At 35.0% G+C, this 19,473-nt stretch carries 12 protein-coding genes; all 12 read left to right on the top strand.

The features are described 5' to 3' along the window. The first annotated feature begins 65 nt into the window (after positions 1-65). Positions 66-1,175 (top strand): endo-1,4-beta-xylanase, encoded by a 1,110-nt coding sequence (locus B3J44_RS04875; RefSeq protein ID WP_286966158.1) that lies wholly within the window; start codon positions 66-68, stop codon positions 1,173-1,175. Between the two features lie 275 nt (positions 1,176-1,450). Further along, the gene (locus B3J44_RS04870; RefSeq protein WP_286966203.1) at positions 1,451-2,884 is read left to right on the top strand and encodes an MFS transporter; all 1,434 of its coding nucleotides are present in this window, start codon (positions 1,451-1,453) and stop codon (positions 2,882-2,884) included. A 21-nt stretch (positions 2,885-2,905) separates the two neighbouring features. Continuing rightward, complete coding sequence (locus tag B3J44_RS04865) at positions 2,906-3,940, top strand: glycoside hydrolase family 43 protein (protein ID WP_198858451.1); 1,035 nt, start codon at positions 2,906-2,908, stop codon at positions 3,938-3,940. A 502-nt stretch (positions 3,941-4,442) separates the two neighbouring features. Next, positions 4,443-5,450: a GntR family transcriptional regulator gene (locus B3J44_RS04860; protein WP_286966151.1), complete on the top strand. Its 1,008-nt coding sequence runs from the start codon at positions 4,443-4,445 to the stop codon at positions 5,448-5,450. 1 nt (position 5,451) lies between these two features. Continuing rightward, on the top strand, positions 5,452-6,933 hold the full coding sequence (locus tag B3J44_RS04855; protein WP_286966140.1) for a xylulokinase: 1,482 nt from the start codon (positions 5,452-5,454) through the stop codon (positions 6,931-6,933). Positions 6,934-6,946: 13 nt separating this feature from the next. Further along, positions 6,947-8,272, top strand: coding sequence for a xylose isomerase (gene xylA / locus B3J44_RS04850; protein WP_286966137.1), 1,326 nt, complete (start codon positions 6,947-6,949; stop codon positions 8,270-8,272). A 586-nt stretch (positions 8,273-8,858) separates the two neighbouring features. Continuing rightward, entirely contained in the window at positions 8,859-9,515 is a 657-nt protein-coding gene (gene fsa / locus B3J44_RS04845) for a fructose-6-phosphate aldolase (protein WP_286966132.1), read from the top strand. Between the two features lie 576 nt (positions 9,516-10,091). Next, positions 10,092-13,259 carry a SusC/RagA family TonB-linked outer membrane protein gene (locus B3J44_RS04840; RefSeq protein WP_286966127.1) on the top strand — a complete coding sequence of 1,056 codons (3,168 nt, stop codon included), beginning with the start codon at positions 10,092-10,094 and terminating at the stop codon, positions 13,257-13,259. A gap of 10 nt (positions 13,260-13,269) precedes the next feature. Next, positions 13,270-14,901 (top strand): RagB/SusD family nutrient uptake outer membrane protein, encoded by a 1,632-nt coding sequence (locus B3J44_RS04835; protein WP_198858445.1) that lies wholly within the window; start codon positions 13,270-13,272, stop codon positions 14,899-14,901. A 31-nt stretch (positions 14,902-14,932) separates the two neighbouring features. Beyond that, positions 14,933-16,297 (top strand): glycan-binding surface protein, encoded by a 1,365-nt coding sequence (locus B3J44_RS04830; RefSeq protein ID WP_286966125.1) that lies wholly within the window; start codon positions 14,933-14,935, stop codon positions 16,295-16,297. 15 nt (positions 16,298-16,312) lie between these two features. Continuing rightward, positions 16,313-18,517, top strand: a complete 2,205-nt coding sequence (locus B3J44_RS04825; RefSeq protein WP_286966123.1) for an endo-1,4-beta-xylanase — start codon at positions 16,313-16,315, stop codon at positions 18,515-18,517. A gap of 114 nt (positions 18,518-18,631) precedes the next feature. Beyond that, positions 18,632-19,473 (top strand): beta-galactosidase (locus B3J44_RS04820; RefSeq protein ID WP_286966122.1); only part of this gene is annotated, 842 nt, incomplete at its 3' end.

Raw genomic sequence — 19,473 nt, 5'->3', positions numbered from 1 at the left:
TCGGGTCTCGTTCCTCGAAATGACAAACGAAGTGAAAAAACTATTAACTATTTAAACCAAAAGATATGAAATTTATTAAACCTTATTTATTTGCCGTCACGACCTTGCTGGCTGTAAGCTGCACTTCGCAAAAAGAAACGGCTTCATTAAAAGATGCTTATAAAAACGATTTTTATATTGGAACTGCTTTAAGTGCCAATCAAATAGAAGTCAAAAATGCTAAAGAAGATTCTCTTATTCGAAAAGAATTTAATGCTATTACGGCTGAGAATATTATGAAATCTATGTATGTACATCCACAAAAAGACAAATATGATTTTACTTTAGCAGATAAATTTGTCACGTATGGAGAAAAGAATAAAATGTTTATTCATGGACATACTTTGATTTGGCATAGTCAATTGGCACCTTGGATGGAGAAAATCGCAGACAGCACAGAAATGAAAGCTTTTATGCAAGATCATATCAATACGATTGTTTCCAAATACAAAGGAAAAATCAATTCTTGGGATGTTGTAAACGAAGCTTTAAATGAGGATGGAACTTTGAGACAATCTGTTTTTTTGAAAACACTCGGAGAGAAATATCTTGTTGATGCTTTCAAATTAGCGGCAAAAGCAGATCCTAAAGCAGAATTATATTATAACGATTATAATATTGAAGAGCCAGCAAAAAGAGCAGGAGCGATCGCCTTAATCAAAAAAATAAAAGCAGAAGGAGGAAAAGTAGACGGCGTTGGAATTCAAGGACATTGGAGGTTAGGAAGCCCGTCAATAGAAGAAATTGAGAAAAGTATTTTAGAGTATTCGGCTTTAGGAGTTAAAGTAGCGTTTACAGAATTAGATATTACAGTATTACCAAACCCGTGGGATTTAAAAGGGGCAGAGATTAGTCAAAATTTTGAAGGAAGCGCGAAAATGAATCCGTATCCTAAAACATTGCCAGATTCTATTCAAAACAAGCTTGCAGAGCGTTACGCTTCGATTTTTAAATTATTTTTGAAACATAAAGATAAAATCAGTAGAGTTACTTTTTGGGGTGTTCATGATGGACAATCTTGGTTAAATGATTGGCCGATAAAAAGAAGAACAAATTATCCGTTACCATTTGATGCAACTTTAAGACATAAAAAAGCTTACGATAGTATTTTAAATCTCAAAGAGACCAAAGAATAAATAATAAAATGGCTTAAGGATTGATAAATTACCCAACAATCGGTTGTGGTTTGAAAAATAACTTAAATAAAGTGAAGTAAATTTGCATAATATGTTTTTTTGTCTAATTTTACACAACCGATTGTTTTAATTGTAATTTGCATTCCTGCAAGGTTTTCATAACCTTGTAGGTATAAAATTGAAGAGCAGTTTTAATCAATAGGAAACCTACAAGGTTATGAAAACTTTGCAGGAGTAAAAACTAACTAACCAACAAAATGACCACAAACCCACCAATGACTAACATTTCACAAAAACTATCCATCAAAGAAAAAATTGGATACAGTTTAGGAGATCTTGCTGCAAATCTTGTTTTTCAGACTTTGATGACCTATCTGGCGTATTTCTACACCGACATTTACGGCTTGTCGCCAACCGATTCTTCGATCATCATGCTGATCGTTGGATTAATTGCTGCTTTTATTTTTAACCCAATTATTGGAGTTTTAGCAGATAGAACGAGTACTAAGTGGGGAAAATTCAGACCTTGGATTTTAATAACCGCAATTCCACTTGGAGTGGTGGCGTTATTAGCATTTTCAACTCCCGATTTTTCGTATAAAGGAAAAGTAATTTATGCTGTTGTAACCTATATTTTATTGCTTCTTTTTTATGCGGCAAACAATCTCCCGTATTCTGCTTTAAGCGGTGTTATTACAGGCGATATGAAAGAACGAAACAGCATGTCGTCATACCGTTTTGTAGCAGTTATGTTTGCGCAATTTTTCGTTCAGGTTTTCATGCTTGGGATTATTAAAAGCGCTGGAAATGGCGATAAAGCAATTGGAATCGAGAAAGTAATGACTGCTCTGGCAATTATTGGAACAATCATGCTTTTAATTACTTTTTTAACGACGAAAGAAAGAATCATTCCGAAACCAGAACAAAAATCAAGCATTAAAGAAGATTTAAGCGATTTAATCAAAAACAGACCTTGGGTAATTATGCTTACCCTGACGACTTTGGTTTTTGTGACCCTGGCGATGAAAGGCGGTTCTTATGTATATTATTTTGAAAACTATGTAAACAAAGAACAGTTAGCCGTTTTTATTCAGCCAATATTAGATTTTCTAACTACGATTGGGCTAAATCATTTTGGTAATGATCCAGTTTCTGCGGGCTTCGGTTTATTCAATGCGGGAGGAATTATCTTTATGATTGTTGGTATTACATTATCTAAGAACTTGGCAGACAAATATGGAAAACGAAATGTTTTTGGAGTGTTTTTATTCATTTCGACTTTATTCATTATTGCTTTCTATTTCTTTCCGCCAGCTTCAATTGGATTGATGTTTTTTTCTCAAATCTTACACGGATTTTTCTACGGAATCACAATACCAATTCTTTGGGCTATGATTGCCGATGTTGCCGATTATTCAGAATGGCTGAATAACCGTCGTGCAACGGCCATTATTTTCTCTGCAATGATGGTTGGATTGAAAACCGGATTAAGTGTTGGTGGCGCTTTAACAACCTTGTTTTTAGGCTATTTCCATTACGTTCCAAATGCTTCTCAACAATCAGAAACAGCTATAAACGGAATCAAATTACTAGTGAGTATTTTCCCTGCAATCCCTTTTTTAATTGGAGCTGGATTGCTGTTTTTCTATAAAATCAATAAAGAAATGGAAGTGCAAATCGAAACAGAACTTAAAGAACGAAGAACTTAATTATTTAAACAAAATATCACTATGCCTGAAGATAGCATTGAACACATTAATTTTGAGGAAATTAATGAACTGGCGATTTCAAAGCCTTTAGTATCACACATTTATACAGCCGATCCTTCGGCACATGTATTTAATGGTAAAATTTATATTTATCCTTCACACGACATCGATGCTGGAATTCCATTTAATGACAATGGAGATCATTTTGGGATGGAGGATTATCACGTTTTTTCGATGGAAGATATTTCATCAGAAGCGGTTGATAACGGTGTAGCGTTACACGTAGACGATGTTGCTTGGGCGGAAAAACAAATGTGGGCGCCAGATGCAGCCCACAAAAACGGAAAGTATTATTTGTATTTTCCTGCCAAACGCGCTAACGGAATTTTCCAGATTGGAGTGGCTATTTCAGATTCGCCTGTTGGACCTTTTATTCCTGAAAAAGAGGCTATAAAAGGAAGCTACAGTATTGATCCAGCAGTTTTTGAAGACGAGGATGGCAAACATTATATCTATTTTGGAGGAATTTGGGGCGGACAGCTTCAGAAATACCGAAATAACAAATACGATCAGAATAATGAAGAACCTTTAGCAAATGAAAAAGAGTTAGGCCCTATTGTAGCTAGACTTCGAGAAGATATGTTGGAATTTGACGAAGAACCAAAAGAGATTTTAATTCTGGATGAAAATGGAGAAGTTATAAAAGCAGGCGATAACGACCGTCGTTTTTTTGAAGCTTCTTGGGTTCATAAATATAACGGAAAATATTATTTCTCTTATTCGACAGGAGATACACATTTTATATGTTATGGAATTGGCGATAATCCGTATGGGCCTTTTACATATCAAGGAAGAATTTTGAATCCTGTTGTGGGTTGGACATCGCATCATTCGATTTGCGAAGTAGAAGGTGAATGGTATTTGTTTTACCACGATTCTAGTTTGTCAAAAGGAGTAACACATTTGCGAAGCATGAAAGTAACCAAAATCGATTATTTAGAAGATGGTTCGATTATCACAATAGATCCTTACGGAATAAGAAGATTAATAGATTAGTTTTTCTGTGTAAAAAAATTTGAAAAAAAATACAATCGGTTGTGTTGTTTTTGAGTTTTATAATGATGTGTTATATGTCGCCCCACTGGAGCTTTTAATAGGTGAGGATTGTAATTTTCTATAAATATTACGCTCTCCCAGAGCTATGATAGAAAAAAATACTATAGATATTTCATCTAGTTTGTCATTTCGACGGAGGAGAAATCTCCACAAGAAACTCGACAAAGATGGGAGTCTTATTTGGAGTTACTCGCGAAGCCCCAGAGAGACGAAATATTTATAGAATTTTTAGAACGCCCAATTGTAAAAAGCCTCAGCGGGGTGATATATTATTTTGCGATAAATGTGTCGCTCCGCCGGAGTTTTTAATCTATGTGTATTTTAATTTTCTATAAATATTACGCTCTTCTGAAGCTAAAAAAAATAACATAATTCATGTAAAAAATAATTTTTTATAAAAGATTTTTAGCTACTTTAGCATAACAGAACGGAACAGAACGGTATGCTAAAAGAAGAAGAAAAATTTGAATTTATAATAAATCACGAAAGTGATATTCCGAAGTACCAGCAGTTGGTTGACGGAATTACAAATGCTATTGCGGAAAATATTTTGCAAAAGGGAGATTTGCTCCCGTCTGTAAATGTGATTTGCAAAACATATCAGCTTTCTAGAGATACGGTTTTTAAGGCGTATTCAATTTTAAAAGATCAAAAAGTAATCGATTCTGTGCCTAACAAAGGCTATTATGTAGCGGGTGAAACAAGAAAAGTGCTTTTGGTTTTGGATACGTTTAAGGCATATAAGGAGGTTTTGTATCATTCGGTTGTGAATAATTTGCCTGATAATGTGATTATCGATGTGCAGTTTCACCATTATAATATTGATGTTTTTAAAACGATCATTAATAACGGAATCGGGAAATATTACAAATATGTGGTAATGAATTTTGACCACAAGGATATTCCGCCAGCATTGTCAGCAATCTCAAAAGATAAACTGCTTTTGATTGACTGGAATATTAGAGCAGATAAAGCGAATAATTATGTTTTTCAGGATTTCGGGAAAGCGTTTTATGAGTCTTTAAAAGAAGCAGCAGATCTGTTTAAAAAATATAAAAAAATACAATTTGTATATCCAGATTTTACAAATCATCCGTGGGAAACGGTAGAATATTTTAAAAAATTCTGTGCTGATTTTGGTTTTGAATATGAAGTGATTACAGATCCAAAAAAGTTCAATATCGAGAAAGGAATTGCATATATCAGTGTAAGCGACCGAATTTTGGGACACTTTTTAGAACAGTGCAAAGAGAAAGATTATGAACCAGGGAAAGACGTTGGATTTTTATCTTATAACGAAACCCCAATGAAAAAGTTTATATACAAAGGAATTTCGGTTGTTTCAACTGATTTTAAAGAACTAGGAACCAAAGCAGCGGCATTTATCACGCATGACGAAGAAACGCAGTGTTATGTGCCAACAAAATTAATAATAAGAGAATCATTATAGTATGTATTATATCGGATATGATATTGGAAGTTCTTCTGTCAAGGCGGCCTTGGTAGAAGCAGAAACGGGCAAAAAAGTAATCGTTCTGAATGAACCGCAGAACGAAATGGAAATCCTTTCGATTCACCCAGACTGGGCAGAACAAGATCCTGAAATTTGGTGGCAGCACATTTGTACAGCGACTAAAAGAGCGATTAAAGAATCAAATATCGATGCTTCTAAAATTCAGGGAATTGGTATTTCGTACCAAATGCACGGATTGGTGATTGTGGACAATGACGGAAGTGCGCTTCGAAACTCAATTATCTGGTGTGACAGCCGTGCGGTTGAAATTGGAAATAAGGCTTTCGCCGAAATTGGAGAAGAAAAATGCATGTCGCATTTATTGAATTCGCCAGGAAATTTTACTGCTTCAAAGCTAAAATGGGTGAAAGAAAACGAACCTGAAGTTTACAATAAGATCTCTAAATACATGCTTCCGGGAGATTACATCGCTTTGAAATTAACTGGCGAAGTAACAACTACCAAAAACGGTTTGTCTGAAGGAATGCTTTGGGATTATAAAGAAAATAAAGTAGCCGACTGGCTTTTAGAATATTACGGAATTGATACAGTATTAACTCCAAAAATTGTAGAAAACTTTGCAAATCAAGGTGTTGTTACTGAAAAAGCTGCTGCAGAATCTGGGCTTCCTGCAGGAATTCCGATCGTGTATAGAGCGGGAGATCAGCCAAATAATGCTTTGTCATTGAATGTACTTCGTCCGGGAGAAGTTGCCGCGACAGGTGGTACATCGGGCGTTTTCTATGCCGTGACAGAAACAAATTCAGGAAAAAGTACTCGTGTAAACAACTTTGTTCATGTAAATTATACGGAATCAAATCCGAGAGTTGGAAAATTGCTAAATATAAACGGAGCAGGAATCCAATACCGATGGATGCGAAATAATATCGGAAATGAGTCTTATGAAGAAATGAATGAAAAAGCATCTCAGATAAATGTAGGTTCGCAAGGATTGGTTGTCATTCCGTTTGGAAATGGAGCCGAAAGAATGTTCAATAATAAAAACATTGGATCACATATTTTAAACCTGAATTTTAATATTCATACCAACGCGCATTTATTCAGAGCATCTTTGGAAGCCATTGCATTTTCTTTTGTTTACGGAATGGAATGCTTGAAAGATGATAATGCAACGATTAATGTCATTAGAGCTGGAAATGATAATCTTTTCCGTTCTGAGATTTTCTCTAATACTGTGGCGACATTAATTGGACATGAAATCGAAATTTACAATACAACCGGAGCAGTAGGAGCGGCAAGAGCAGTGGGCTTGACAGATGGTGACTTTGAAAAGTTTGGTTCAGGAATAACAACAAACGATCACGTCATGACCTTTTTGCCTCTTAAAAACAAAGAGGAATATGAAACGGCTTATAAAAAATGGAAACAAGAATTAGAATTAATATTAACAAACAAATAAAAAAATAAATAAAATGATAGTTTTAGGAGATAAAGAATACTACAAAGGTATTGGCCAAATTAAATTTGAAGGAAAAGAGTCTGACAATCCTTTGGCATTTAAATATTACAATCCAGACCAAGTTGTGGCTGGAAAAACAATGCGTGAGCACTTTAAATTTGCTATCGCTTATTGGCATACATTCTGCGGACAAGGTAGCGATCCATTCGGGCCTGGAACACAGCAATTTGCTTGGGATGCTTCATCAGATCCATATCAAGCGGCAAAAGATAAGGCAGATGCTGCTTTTGAATTCATTAGCAAAATGGGATTCGATTATTTCTGTTTCCACGATTACGATTTGATTAACGAGGGGCCAACTTTCGCAGAATCAGAAAAACGTTTAGCATTCATTACAGAGTATTTAAAACAGAAAAAAGCAGAATCTGGAATTAAATTACTTTGGGGAACTTCAAACTGTTTCTCAAACCCAAGATTCATGAACGGTGCGGCTACAAATCCTGATTTTAATGTCGTGGCAAGAGCTGGTGGACAAGTAAAATTGGCTTTGGACGCAACTATCGCTTTAGGCGGAGAAAACTATGTATTCTGGGGAGGTAGAGAAGGATATATGTCTTTGCTAAACACAGATATGGGAAGAGAATTAGACCACATGGCGCAATTCTTAGCAATGTCTAGAGATTACGCAAGAGCTCAAGGTTTCAAAGGAACTTTCTTTATCGAGCCAAAACCAATGGAGCCATCTAAACACCAATACGATTTTGACTCTGCAACTGCAATTGGATTCTTGAAAAATTATGGTTTAGATAAAGATTTTAAAATCAATATCGAGGTAAACCACGCTACTTTAGCGCAACATACTTTCCAACACGAATTAGAAGTGGCGGCAAAAGCTGGAATGTTAGGAAGTATCGATGCCAACAGAGGTGATTACCAAAACGGATGGGATACAGATCAATTTCCAAATAACATCCAAGAAACTACTGAAGCTATGTTGGTTTTCTTAAAAGCTGGCGGACTACAAGGTGGTGGAGTTAATTTTGATGCTAAAATTAGAAGAAACTCTACAGATTTAGAAGATGTTTTCTTGGCGCACATTGGTGGAGCTGATACTTTTGCAAGAGCTTTACTGACTGCTGATAAAATCATTTCTTCTTCTCCATACGAAAAATTAAGAAAAGAAAGATACAGCTCTTTTGATTCTGGAAAAGGTAAAGATTTTGCTGACGGTAAATTAGGTTTAAAAGATCTTTATACTATCGCTCACGAAAATGGAGAATTAAATCTTCAAAGCGGTAAACAAGAATTGTTTGAAAACATCATCAATCAATATATTTAATTGATTTAGATTTTAAATATTCAGACCTAACAGCCCCGATGCATCGGGACTGTTAGGTTTCTACAAAATATTTAGTGAGAAAAAAAATCTAGAAAAAGTTTAAATTTTTAAACATTATAGTTGTAAAACGTTAGAGTGTTTGATAATGCTTTTTTAGATAAAAAACTTCGAAAATGTGTATTAAGATTATGGCTTTTTTACATTGGGATTTAAGAAAAATAGATTGAAGGTTTAGTTACTATTTTTTGAAAATTGAAATGAATAAAAAGTCAGTTTGATAAAATAATAAGTGAGTTTTTTTTATTGAAGGTTTTTTGAAGAGCAGAATCAATCGAAATGCACATTTTTCACTCACTAAAATTTCGACACACTGCAGTGCGTCTCTACTAAATTTATCTACACAAAGAAAAAAACGTACAGTTTTGTCATTTCGACGAAGGAGAAATCTCCGTAAGTAGCTCCACAAAGTAAATAACTAATCTTTGTCGAGTTTCTCGCGAAGATTTCTCCTTCGTCGAAATGACACGCTATGCGATTCATTCGATGATAAAGAATTATTTATAACAACTAATAAACCAAAAAACTTATGAAATTTTTTATTGACACTGCCAATCTTCAAGATATTGAAGAAGCGCAGGCTTTAGGCGTTTTAGACGGTGTAACCACCAATCCGTCTTTAATGGCAAAAGAAGGAATTACAGGAAAAGAAAATATCCTGAAACATTATCTTGACATTTGTAATATCGTTGATGGCGATGTTTCTGCTGAGGTAATCTCAACCGACTTCGAAGGGATGGTAAGAGAAGGCGAGGAATTGGCAGCTTTACATCCTCAGATCGTAGTGAAATTGCCTATGATTGGTGATGGTGTAAAAGCCTGTAAATATTTTTCTTCAAAAGGAATTCGTACCAATGTAACTTTGGTATTTTCTGCTGGACAAGCATTATTGGCGGCAAAAGCAGGAGCTACTTACGTTTCCCCATTTTTAGGACGTTTAGATGATGTTTCAACAGACGGAATGCATCTGATTTCGGAAATTAGAGAAATCTATGATAACTATAATTATCAAACTCAAATATTATCGGCTTCTGTGAGACATACGATGCATATTATCAATTGTGCCAAAATTGGTTCCGATGTAATGACAGGACCCCTTTCTGCGATTAAAGGATTGTTGAAACATCCGTTAACTGATATTGGTCTGAAACAATTCGTTGAAGACGCCAAAAAGATGAACTTATAATATTCTTATTTTTCATTTTTTATAGTTTTTAAACTCCCTTCTAGTTATTTAGAAGGGAGTTTTTTTATAAAATAAAAGCAACCGATTGTTTCTTTTTTAAGTTTTGTAAGAAATATACATTATAGGGTCTAGTGTGTTGGCTTTCAGTATTTAATATTTCTTAAGTCCCATTTTATAAGGGATTGATAAAGATTTATTTTATGACGAATTTTACGACGGTTACTACATCGTTTTAGTACTCGCTTAAAAAAAATAAGAATTTAACATTTTATGTTTTTTTTAAGATTTTGAATTAAACGATTTATTATCTCTAACGTTTTCGTGATATTAAATACTGTTTTTGATGATTGTTTAATATTTTTTAAATATTACTGCGTATAATTCTTTTTTTTAATGATATTTTTTTCAAATTGAGAATAAAAATTAACGCAACCGATTGTGTGTTGTTGTTTTTTGCATATATTTGTTTTGACTATAAGTTGTTATTCGCTTGAAATGTTAAAAATTAAAAGCAATACTAAAGTCGCCAAATAGAAACTAACTAAACCAACTATTAACTCATTAAACCAATTATTTATGACTAACTTTTTAATTACTAAAAGCAGATCTAAATACTTTAAGAATTTGGGGTTCTTAATCCTGATGATGGTATTTTCTGCTTCGGTAAATGCACAAATTACTGTTACAGGTACTGTAACTGATGGTGCCGGACCAATACCGGGTGTCAATATTATTGTAAAGGGAACTAAAACAAGCACAGTATCGAATTTTGACGGAACTTATACGCTCCAATCTATTCCTACTAATAGTATTTTAGTTTTTAGCTTTATCGGATATAAACCGCACGAAGTAGCGGTGAACAATAAAACTAAAATTGATGCTGTACTTGAAGAAAATTTAAATGACTTGAAAGAAGTTGTTGTTATTGGATACGGAACTGCAAAAAGAGCAGATTTAACAGGAGCTATTTCTTCTATATCTAGTGCAGCAGTAACACAATCTGTTTCTACAACTATAGATCAGGTATTACAAGGACGAGCTGCTGGGGTGCAGATTCAGCAGAATAGTGGTACACCAGGCGGAAGTTCTTCGGTGCGTATTCGTGGTATAAGTTCTATTACAGGTTCTAATGAGCCAATTTATGTAATTGATGGTGTCATTATAGATGGTAATTCAGGTTCATTAAATACAAATCCGCTTTCAGGAATTAACCCGCAAGATATCGCTTCGATCGATATTTTGAAAGATGCTTCTGCAACTGCTATTTATGGATCTCGAGCTGCAAATGGAGTAATTATGGTTACAACTAAAACAGGTAGAAAAGGAGATTTGACTTTAAATTTTGACAGTTATGTAGGATGGCAGCAAATGCCTAAAGAATTGCAAGTGCTAAATTTGCGAGAATATGGAACGCTTAAAAACACAAGAGCAGATTTAGGAATCGTACAAAGAGACCCTTATTTTATTCGTCCCGATTTATTAGGAGAAGGAACAAATTGGCAAGACGAATTATTTCAAACAGGTTTGATCCAGAGTTATAATTTATCTGCTTCAGGCGGATCTGATACTACCACTTATGCATTAGGAATGTCTTATTTTGATCAGGAAGGAACAATAATCGGATCTTCATTTGATCGTATGACGATTCGAGCTGTAGTAGATTCTCAAGTAAAAAAATGGATGAAGGTTGGAGTAAATTTAAATACCTACAAAACCAATCAGGTAACAACAGTTAATGATGATTCTGTGATTTTAACGGCACTAAAACAAACTCCAAACGTAGCGTCTCGTAATGCTGATGGAACTTTTGATGGACCAGATACAACTGAATTCGTTCAAACCAACCCACTCGGAATTGCAATGCTTAAAGATAATCACGGAAAAGATTACGGAATTAGAGGGAATGTTTATGCAGAAATTGGTTTTACAAAAGATTTAAAACTTAAAACGCAATATTCTATAGATTATGGTTTTGGAAATAGATATACTTTTAATCCATCTTATACTTTTGGAGCATTATCAAACGAAGTAAGAGAAGGATCAAGAACAAAATCTACTAGCGAAAACTGGATTTGGACAAATACATTGACTTATAATAAAGTATTCGGAAAAAGTAATGTTAATGCAATGTTGGCTCAAGAGCTTCAAGAGCAAAACTGGGAAAATCTATACGGTTACCGTTCAGGCTATTTAACAAACGGAGCAACAGATTTAAATGCAGGTGACCCAACAACAGCAAGAAACTCAAATGCAAGTTCTACAAAATCGCTTAGTTCTTATTTTGCAAGAGCAACTTATACATTTGATGATAGATATATTCTAACAGGAACAATTAGAAGAGACGGATCTTCACAATTTGCTGAAGGCAACAAATGGGATTGGTTTCCATCTGCTGCATTAGCTTGGAAAGTTTCAAATGAATCATTTTTGAAAGAAAACCAGACAATTAGCAACTTAAAATTACGTGCTGGATGGGGAGTAACAGGTAACTCAAGTGTACCAAATAATGCTTATACTTCTGTTTATGGAACTTCTGCAACCAATTGGGGAAGCGGACAAATTGCAACTAATACAGCAAATCCAGACTTGAAATGGGAAAAATCTAATCAAACTAATATTGGTGTAGATATTGGATTTTTGGATAATAGAATTGAAATCACAGCAGATGCTTATTACAAGAAAACAGACGATTTATTATTAAGATTATCACTTCCTGCTTATGTAGGAACAACAGGGCAAGGAGCTACAACGCCACCTTTTGCTAATATTGGATCTCTTGAAAATAAAGGTTTTGAGTTCACGATTAACACGATTAACATGCAGAGAAAAGATTTTCTTTGGAAATCAAATTTCAATATCTCAGTGAATAGATCTAAAGTATTGAAACTGAATTCAGAATCTGGTGTTTACGATCAGACCTTACAACAAGGTTCAGACGTAACAGTTGTTACTCGTACTGCTGTCGGACAGCCATTAGGACAATTTTATGGCTATAAAGTAATCGGACGTTTTGAAAAAGCAACAGATTTCTATTATAAAGATGCCAACGGAGTAGTAAAACCAACCGCATTGCCTGAAGGAATGGCAATTGGTGAAAATGGTGTTTGGATTGGAGATTATATGTTTGAAGATGCGAATAAAGATGGTGTAATCAACGAAAAAGATGCGGGTTATATTGGTAATCCTAATCCAGATTTTACATTCGGATTTAATAATAGTTTTTCTTTCTTAGGATTTGATGTAAGCATTTTATTTACCGGTTCTTACGGAAATGAAGTTCTTAATTACCAAAGAAGATGGTTAGAAAACCCTCGTGAGAATACCAACTTATTAAAAACTGCTTTGGGATATGCACAATTAGAATTAATCGATCCGAACGGACCAAATGATTATCGTAACGTTCAGATTGTAGGTGGAGATCCTTACATGACTAGAATTGCAGCTTCTTCGGCTTCTTCGGCATCTAATTATCGTTTAAGCAACAGATTTGTAGAAGATGGATCTTATGTAAGACTTAAAAACATTTCAATATCATATAATCTTCCTAAAGATTTATATTCTAAGTACGGAATTTCAAATGTAAAAGTGACCTCAAACATGCAGAATGTTTTAACCTTTACGAAGTATAAAGGATACGATCCAGAAGTTGGAGCAATAAACCAAAATCAGCTTTTAAATGGTGTAGATAATGGACGTTATCCATCACCAACAATCACTACACTTGGATTAACTGTTAATTTCTAAAAAACGCACAATGAAAACAAAGAAAATATTTTATACGGCTTTAATTATTGCATTGCCATTTGTTTGGACGAGTTGCAGCGACATTTTAGATGTTGAACCGAATGATGTAATTACAAAAGAGAATTTTTATAAAAGTGAGTCTGATTTTCAGGCAGCAACAGGACCATTGTACAACAAAGTATGGTTCGATTTTAATGATAAATTTTATTACGGATTAGGAGACGGACGTGCTGCAAACATGTATGCGCCTTTCTCAGATTACGTTTATCCGTTTACAGATTTAACAGAAACAGGATTAACAGGACCTTTGGTTTCGGCTTGGGCATCATTGTATAATGTAGTGCAACAGTCTAATAACGTGATCATCGGGATTTCTGGAAGTCCGTTGAGTGATGCAGTTAAGGATAGATACATTGCCGAAGCTCGTTTTATGAGAGGAACGGCCTATTGGTATTTGGCTTCATTATGGGGAGATGTAATCATTTCTACAAATCCAAGCGAATTGGTAAAAAATCCAATTGTGAATAAAAATCCAATGAAAGATGTTTATGAATTTGCTATACGTGATTTAGAATTTGCAGCAAAATATCTTCCTGAAACTGCTGGTCAGTCTGGACGTTTAACAAGATATAGCGCATTCGGAATGCTGTCTCGCGTTTACTTATCATTTTCGGGAGTAAGCGACAACCCAAACAGCGGAACCCGCAACCAAGAATATCTTGATTTGGCTAAAAAAGCTGCAGAAAAAGTAATGAGTTCTGGGCCATATAGCTTAATGGCAAATTATGAAGATTTATTCATGATTGATAATAACAATAATTCAGAATCAATGTTTGCACTGCAATGGGTTCCAAACGGAGATTACGGAGTAAACAATACGCAGCAAGCTTATTTTGCTTTAGGTTCTGATATTACAGGAGACGATGCCGCTTGGGGATACTGGACAAGAGCTTCTTATAATGTTTTACAAGAATATGAGTCAAAAGATCTTCGCCGTAGAGCAACTTTTATGGGAGATGGCGATCATTATGCTGAAATTAATAAAGCAAATGGCGGTTATACTGTAGATCACACCGCTGATTTCCTAACGGTTAAAAAAGGTGTTGTAGGCTCTACAAAAGATAATTCTAAAATTACCCGTATGAATTCTGCTTTAAACACTTATATGTTGCGTCTTGCAGAAGTTTATTTGAATTACGCAGAAGCAGCTTTAGGAAACAATGCTTCAACAGCAGATGCAACAGCCATTTCAGTCGTAAATAGACTTCGTGCACGTGCAGGCTTAGACCCAAAAACAACTTTGACTTATGCAGATATTATTCATGAAAGAAGAGTTGAATTATGTATGGAAGGACAATATTGGTACGACTTAGTTCGCAGAGCTTACTACAAACAGCAAGAAGTAATTAACTACGTGACAGGACAAAACAGAGGAACAATAACTCCAATTTTGTACGATACAGCCACAAATACAGTTACGGTTGATGCTTCAAAAGCGACAAGTCCGAGAGCAATTGGTGTAATCGACGCGACCATTTTCACACTTCCTTATCCAGAATCTGAATTAGTTCAGAATCCATTATTGAGAGAAAATCCTGTTCCATATCAGTTTACAGAAGAGAAAATAAAAGACTTATTCTAGTTTCAGAAATAAAAAACTAAAAGATATAAATATGAAATATATTTTAAATAAAAAGTATTGGGCGCCCATCGCACTCCTTAGCATGATGGTTTTCAGTATGCTGTTTACTTCTTGCGATAATAACGATTCAGAAGGAAGCACAATTACAATTACAAAAGTGTTTTTAGAAGACGTAAATTCATCTGTACCTGATAGAGAAGTTAGTTTTGCTCGTTTAGGACAGCTATTGCGTATTGAAGGTTCTGGATTTGCAGGTTTGAAGAAAGTATATATTAACGGATATTCGACCTATTTCAATGTTGTTTTTGTTTCTAATACCTCAATGTTAGTGAGCATTTCAGCAGATACTCCAATTACAGATGCAGATCCATCCGTAAGAAATACAATTCGTTTTGTAAACGACAATAACGAAGTCACATTTCCTTTTCAAATTCGCGCAGGAAAACCTTCTATTATAAGTATGTCCAATACAATGCCAAATCCAGGAGAAACAATTATTGTTTCAGGAACAGGCTTAACAGAAGTAAGCAAAGTAGTTTTTCCAGGAAATGTTGAAGTAACAACAGGAATCACTTCAGACGAAGAAGGAGAATCTTTCACAGTAGTTGTTCCAAACGGAATTTCAGATTTAGGAGGTTCAATTTACGCAGAAACATCAAATGGAGGTGTTTATTCTCCAAGATATTTTAACTTCAAAAAAGGTATATTATTAGATTTTGACGGACAAGGTTCTCATGGATATTGGGGGACTTCAACAAGTATGATTCAGCCAACAGATTTAGAATCGGCAGTTTTAGGAACAGGAAATACATCTCAAGGAAAATACGTACCTCATCGTCCAGCTCGTATCGCTTCTTTTGATGCCGCTAAAAACCGTTGTTCTGAAGTTTGGACAGCAGGAAATGGAGTAGACAATTGGAGAGCACAATTAACCCCATACATTCCAGCAAGTACAGCATTAGACAAAGTAGCATTTCAGTTTGATATCTATGTGCCAGATGTTTGGAGAGAATCAGGCTTCTTAAAAATTTGTATGATCAATAACTTTAATGGCGGAGAATGGGCAGGAGCTTGTTACAATTATGTTCCTTGGATTAAAGATGGTAAAGCAATTGGCGTAAATACAATAGGATGGATCACAGTTACAATTCCGTTAAACAAATTCTATGCATGGTCTAAAGAAGCATTTACTTTCGAAACAGTTTTAGCATATCGTGAAGCGGCAACGTACCAAAACTTTGGAATTTACTTCGAAAATTCTGATGTAAAACTATCTAACGTAACAGGAAACGCAAGCGAAGTAGAATTCCCTTCAAAAGCAACCTCTGTAAAAGTGTACACTGACAACTGGAGAATTGTACCATTAGATACGCCAGTTTACAATGATTTTAACTAACCCAACAACCACAAAATGAAATATAAATATATCATACCAATAATTGCTTCATCACTAATGATTTTGTCATCATGCGATGATAATTTGATGGAGTGGGGAAAAGACCCAGAACACGGAGAAGTAACAGGAGCTGAACTTCCGCTGGCTTTAGTAGAAAAAATTAGCCGTTACGAACCATTAAAAAACTACTCTGATTTTACTTTAGGAAACGGAATCGGAATAAGTTTATACATGAGCGATGCTGCTTACAGAAAAATCGTAAACGAAAATTTTGACGAGGTAACGCCAGGTTACGAAATGAAGCACGGTGCAATGGTAAACTCTAAAGGAGAAATTAACTTTACCACCGTAGATGCTTTTATTGCAGCAACAAAAAGTGCTGGATTAACAGTTTTCGGACACACTTTAGTTTGGCATTCTAACCAAAATGCTAGTTATCTAAACGGTATTATTGCCCCAACAGTAATTCCAGGTTCAAGCGGTACAAATGTCTTGGATCTAACACCTATTAAAAGCGGAACTTTCACAGGATGGGCTAGAAATAACCCAGGAAAAGGCATTACAACAGTTGCCAATGCCGGACTAACAAGCACTTCGTCTGCAATTCAATTAGAATCTAGCGCAAGTTCTTCTGCAGCTTACAATTTGCAATTAACTTCGCCAAACGTGCCAATAGTTGATGGGCATAATTATGAGATTTCATTTTATATAAAATCAGATGTTGCTGGAAAAGGACGCATTTCGTTCAATGGATCATTAGCCAATCAATATCCATATAAAGATTGGTTTAGCACTGGAGGAACGTGGACAGAAGCTTTTGAAACGACTTCTTCTTGGCAGCAAGTTAAAATTAAATTAGCGCCAGGCGATTTTAAATCAGGAAGCACAAGTTTTCAGTTTAATTTAGATTTAGGATATCTTCCAAATGTAACTTACTTGATTGATGCAAATACACTTGCAGTTGTTGATCTTGATGCGGCTACAGCTGTAACCAATTTGGTAACCAATGGTAATTTTAATTCAGGAATAACCGGATGGGCAAAATACAATGGAGCTACAGATGCCTTGAGTGCGGCATCGGCATCAGAAGCTTACGAAGGAAACGGCGCAATGAAAGTAATCAACGCAACCGATAATTCTGGTGGAGAATGGAAAACGCAAATTCATGCAGATTTTACTTCAACATTAACAGTAGGAAAAAATTACACAATTTCGTATATGATTCGTTCAGAAGCACCAGGTTCTGTACGTTGTTCAACAACAGGAGGGTCAGCTCAATACCAAGGAAATCAGACAACTTCTACAACTTGGAAATTAATTGAGTGGAAAATAACAGCAGCTGGAACAGAAACAGGTTTCAATTTTGATTTAGGATTACTTGCTGGTACCTATTATATTGATAATGTTACAGTAACAGACGGATCATCTGCTGGTGGCGGTGCAACAGCTCCAGTCACAATTGAAAAAACAGATGCTGAGAAAACTAAAATTATTGGAGATGCCATGACAGATTGGATTTCTAAAATGATGACACATTACAAAACAAGCGTTTTTGCTTGGGATGTTGTAAACGAACCAATGAAAGAAGATGGAACGCTAAGAAACGGAACAGAAGGGGATACAGCTGCAGATTATTTCTCATGGATTAAATATCTAGGAAAAGATTACGCTGTAACAGCTTTCAAATTAGCACGTCAATACGGAAATGAAACAGATAAACTTTTCATTAACGATTACAACCTAGAATCTAGATTAGACAAATGTGACGGATTAATCGAATACGTAAAATACATTGAAGGCAAAGGCGCTAGAATTGACGGAATTGGAACACAAATGCATATTGATTTAAATACAGATAAAGACAAAATTGCTCAAATGTTCCAAAAATTGGCAGCTACAGGAAAATTGATTAAAATTTCTGAATTAGACATCAGATTAGGAACTGCTACGCCAACAGTTGCACAGCAAGCTTCTCAGTCAGAAATGTACCAGTATGTTATTGATATGTACAAAAAATACATTCCCGCAGGTCAACAATACGGAATCACAATTTGGGGAGTATCCGATAATTCAAAAGAACATGAATACTGGCTTCCAAACGAGTCTCCAAACCTTTGGGATGCAAATTATGTTCGTAAACATGCATATAAAGGCACAGCAGACGGTCTTGCCGGAAAAGATGTGAGTTTAGGTTTCTCAGGAGAATTACAAAAACCTTAAATATTTAATTAGTAATATGTCCATAGTGCAAGTCTGAAAAGGTCTGCACTATGGATTGTTTATTTTCTTAACTTTTATCGCTCAAGATTTATCAGAGCAAAAAAACAAATCAAAATGGCTTTCAATCGCAAAACAAATCGAGTAAGAGTTTTTACAAAAGGCAAATTGTTTCTCATTGCATTCTTGACAATACAATTTGGTTTTAGTCAAAACATACCACATCTTCAAAAAACAGGAAACAAAACACAATTAATTGTAAACCAAAAACCATTCTTAATACGAGGCGGAGAATTAGGAAATTCCTCTGCAACAAGTATGGAAAGCATGGAACCCATTTGGTCTAAATTGACAGATATGAACCTCAACACGGTTTTAACACCTATTTATTGGGAATTGATAGAACCGCAAGAAGGCAAATTTGATTTTCAGTTAGTAGATGACTTAATTCGCCGTGCAAGAAAAGAAAACTTAAAACTCGTTTTCCTTTGGTTCGGATCATGGAAAAACAGTATGTCAAGCCACGCTCCAGAATGGATAAAACTTAACCAGAAAAAATATCCAAGAGTTAAAGACGATAAAAATAAAAGCCATGAAATTTTGACGCCTTTCAGCGAAAATAATCTTCAAGCCGATTTGAATGCTTTTAAAAAACTGATGGCGCATATTAAAGATTTCGATCAAAAAGACCAAACCGTAATCATGATTCAGGTTGAAAATGAAATCGGAATGTTGCCAACGGCTCGTGATTATCACGCTTTAGCGAATGCTGCATTTCAGAAATCAGTTCCCGATGAATTGATCAAATATTTAGAAAAAAACAAACAAAAATTAGTTCCAGAATTTTTAGAAATCTGGAAGAAAAACGGATTCAAAACCAAAGGAAACTGGGAAGAAATTTTTGGAAAAGGACTGCATACAGACGAAATTTTCATGGCTTGGTATTTTTCTAAATTTAC

The organism is Flavobacterium sp. UBA4854, from assembly GCF_002399805.1.
In the GTDB taxonomy this organism is placed as follows: Bacteria; Bacteroidota; Bacteroidia; order Flavobacteriales; family Flavobacteriaceae; genus Flavobacterium; species Flavobacterium ginsengisoli.
Note: the sequence above shows the minus strand (reverse complement) of the source record. Positions and strands in the feature narration are given on the sequence as shown.

Bases quoted from the DNA above. Each gene is read 5' to 3' on its own strand.
- B3J44_RS04875 (WP_286966158.1), top strand. From the start codon at position 66: ATGAAATTTATTAAACCTTATTTATTTGCCGTCACGACCTTGCTGGCT.
- B3J44_RS04870 (WP_286966203.1), top strand. From the start codon at position 1,451: ATGACTAACATTTCACAAAAACTATCCATCAAAGAAAAAATTGGATAC.
- B3J44_RS04865 (WP_198858451.1), top strand. From the start codon at position 2,906: ATGCCTGAAGATAGCATTGAACACATTAATTTTGAGGAAATTAATGAA.
- B3J44_RS04860 (WP_286966151.1), top strand. From the start codon at position 4,443: ATGCTAAAAGAAGAAGAAAAATTTGAATTTATAATAAATCACGAAAGT.
- B3J44_RS04855 (WP_286966140.1), top strand. From the start codon at position 5,452: ATGTATTATATCGGATATGATATTGGAAGTTCTTCTGTCAAGGCGGCC.
- xylA (WP_286966137.1), top strand. From the start codon at position 6,947: ATGATAGTTTTAGGAGATAAAGAATACTACAAAGGTATTGGCCAAATT.
- fsa (WP_286966132.1), top strand. From the start codon at position 8,859: ATGAAATTTTTTATTGACACTGCCAATCTTCAAGATATTGAAGAAGCG.
- B3J44_RS04840 (WP_286966127.1), top strand. From the start codon at position 10,092: ATGACTAACTTTTTAATTACTAAAAGCAGATCTAAATACTTTAAGAAT.
- B3J44_RS04835 (WP_198858445.1), top strand. From the start codon at position 13,270: ATGAAAACAAAGAAAATATTTTATACGGCTTTAATTATTGCATTGCCA.
- B3J44_RS04830 (WP_286966125.1), top strand. From the start codon at position 14,933: ATGAAATATATTTTAAATAAAAAGTATTGGGCGCCCATCGCACTCCTT.
- B3J44_RS04825 (WP_286966123.1), top strand. From the start codon at position 16,313: ATGAAATATAAATATATCATACCAATAATTGCTTCATCACTAATGATT.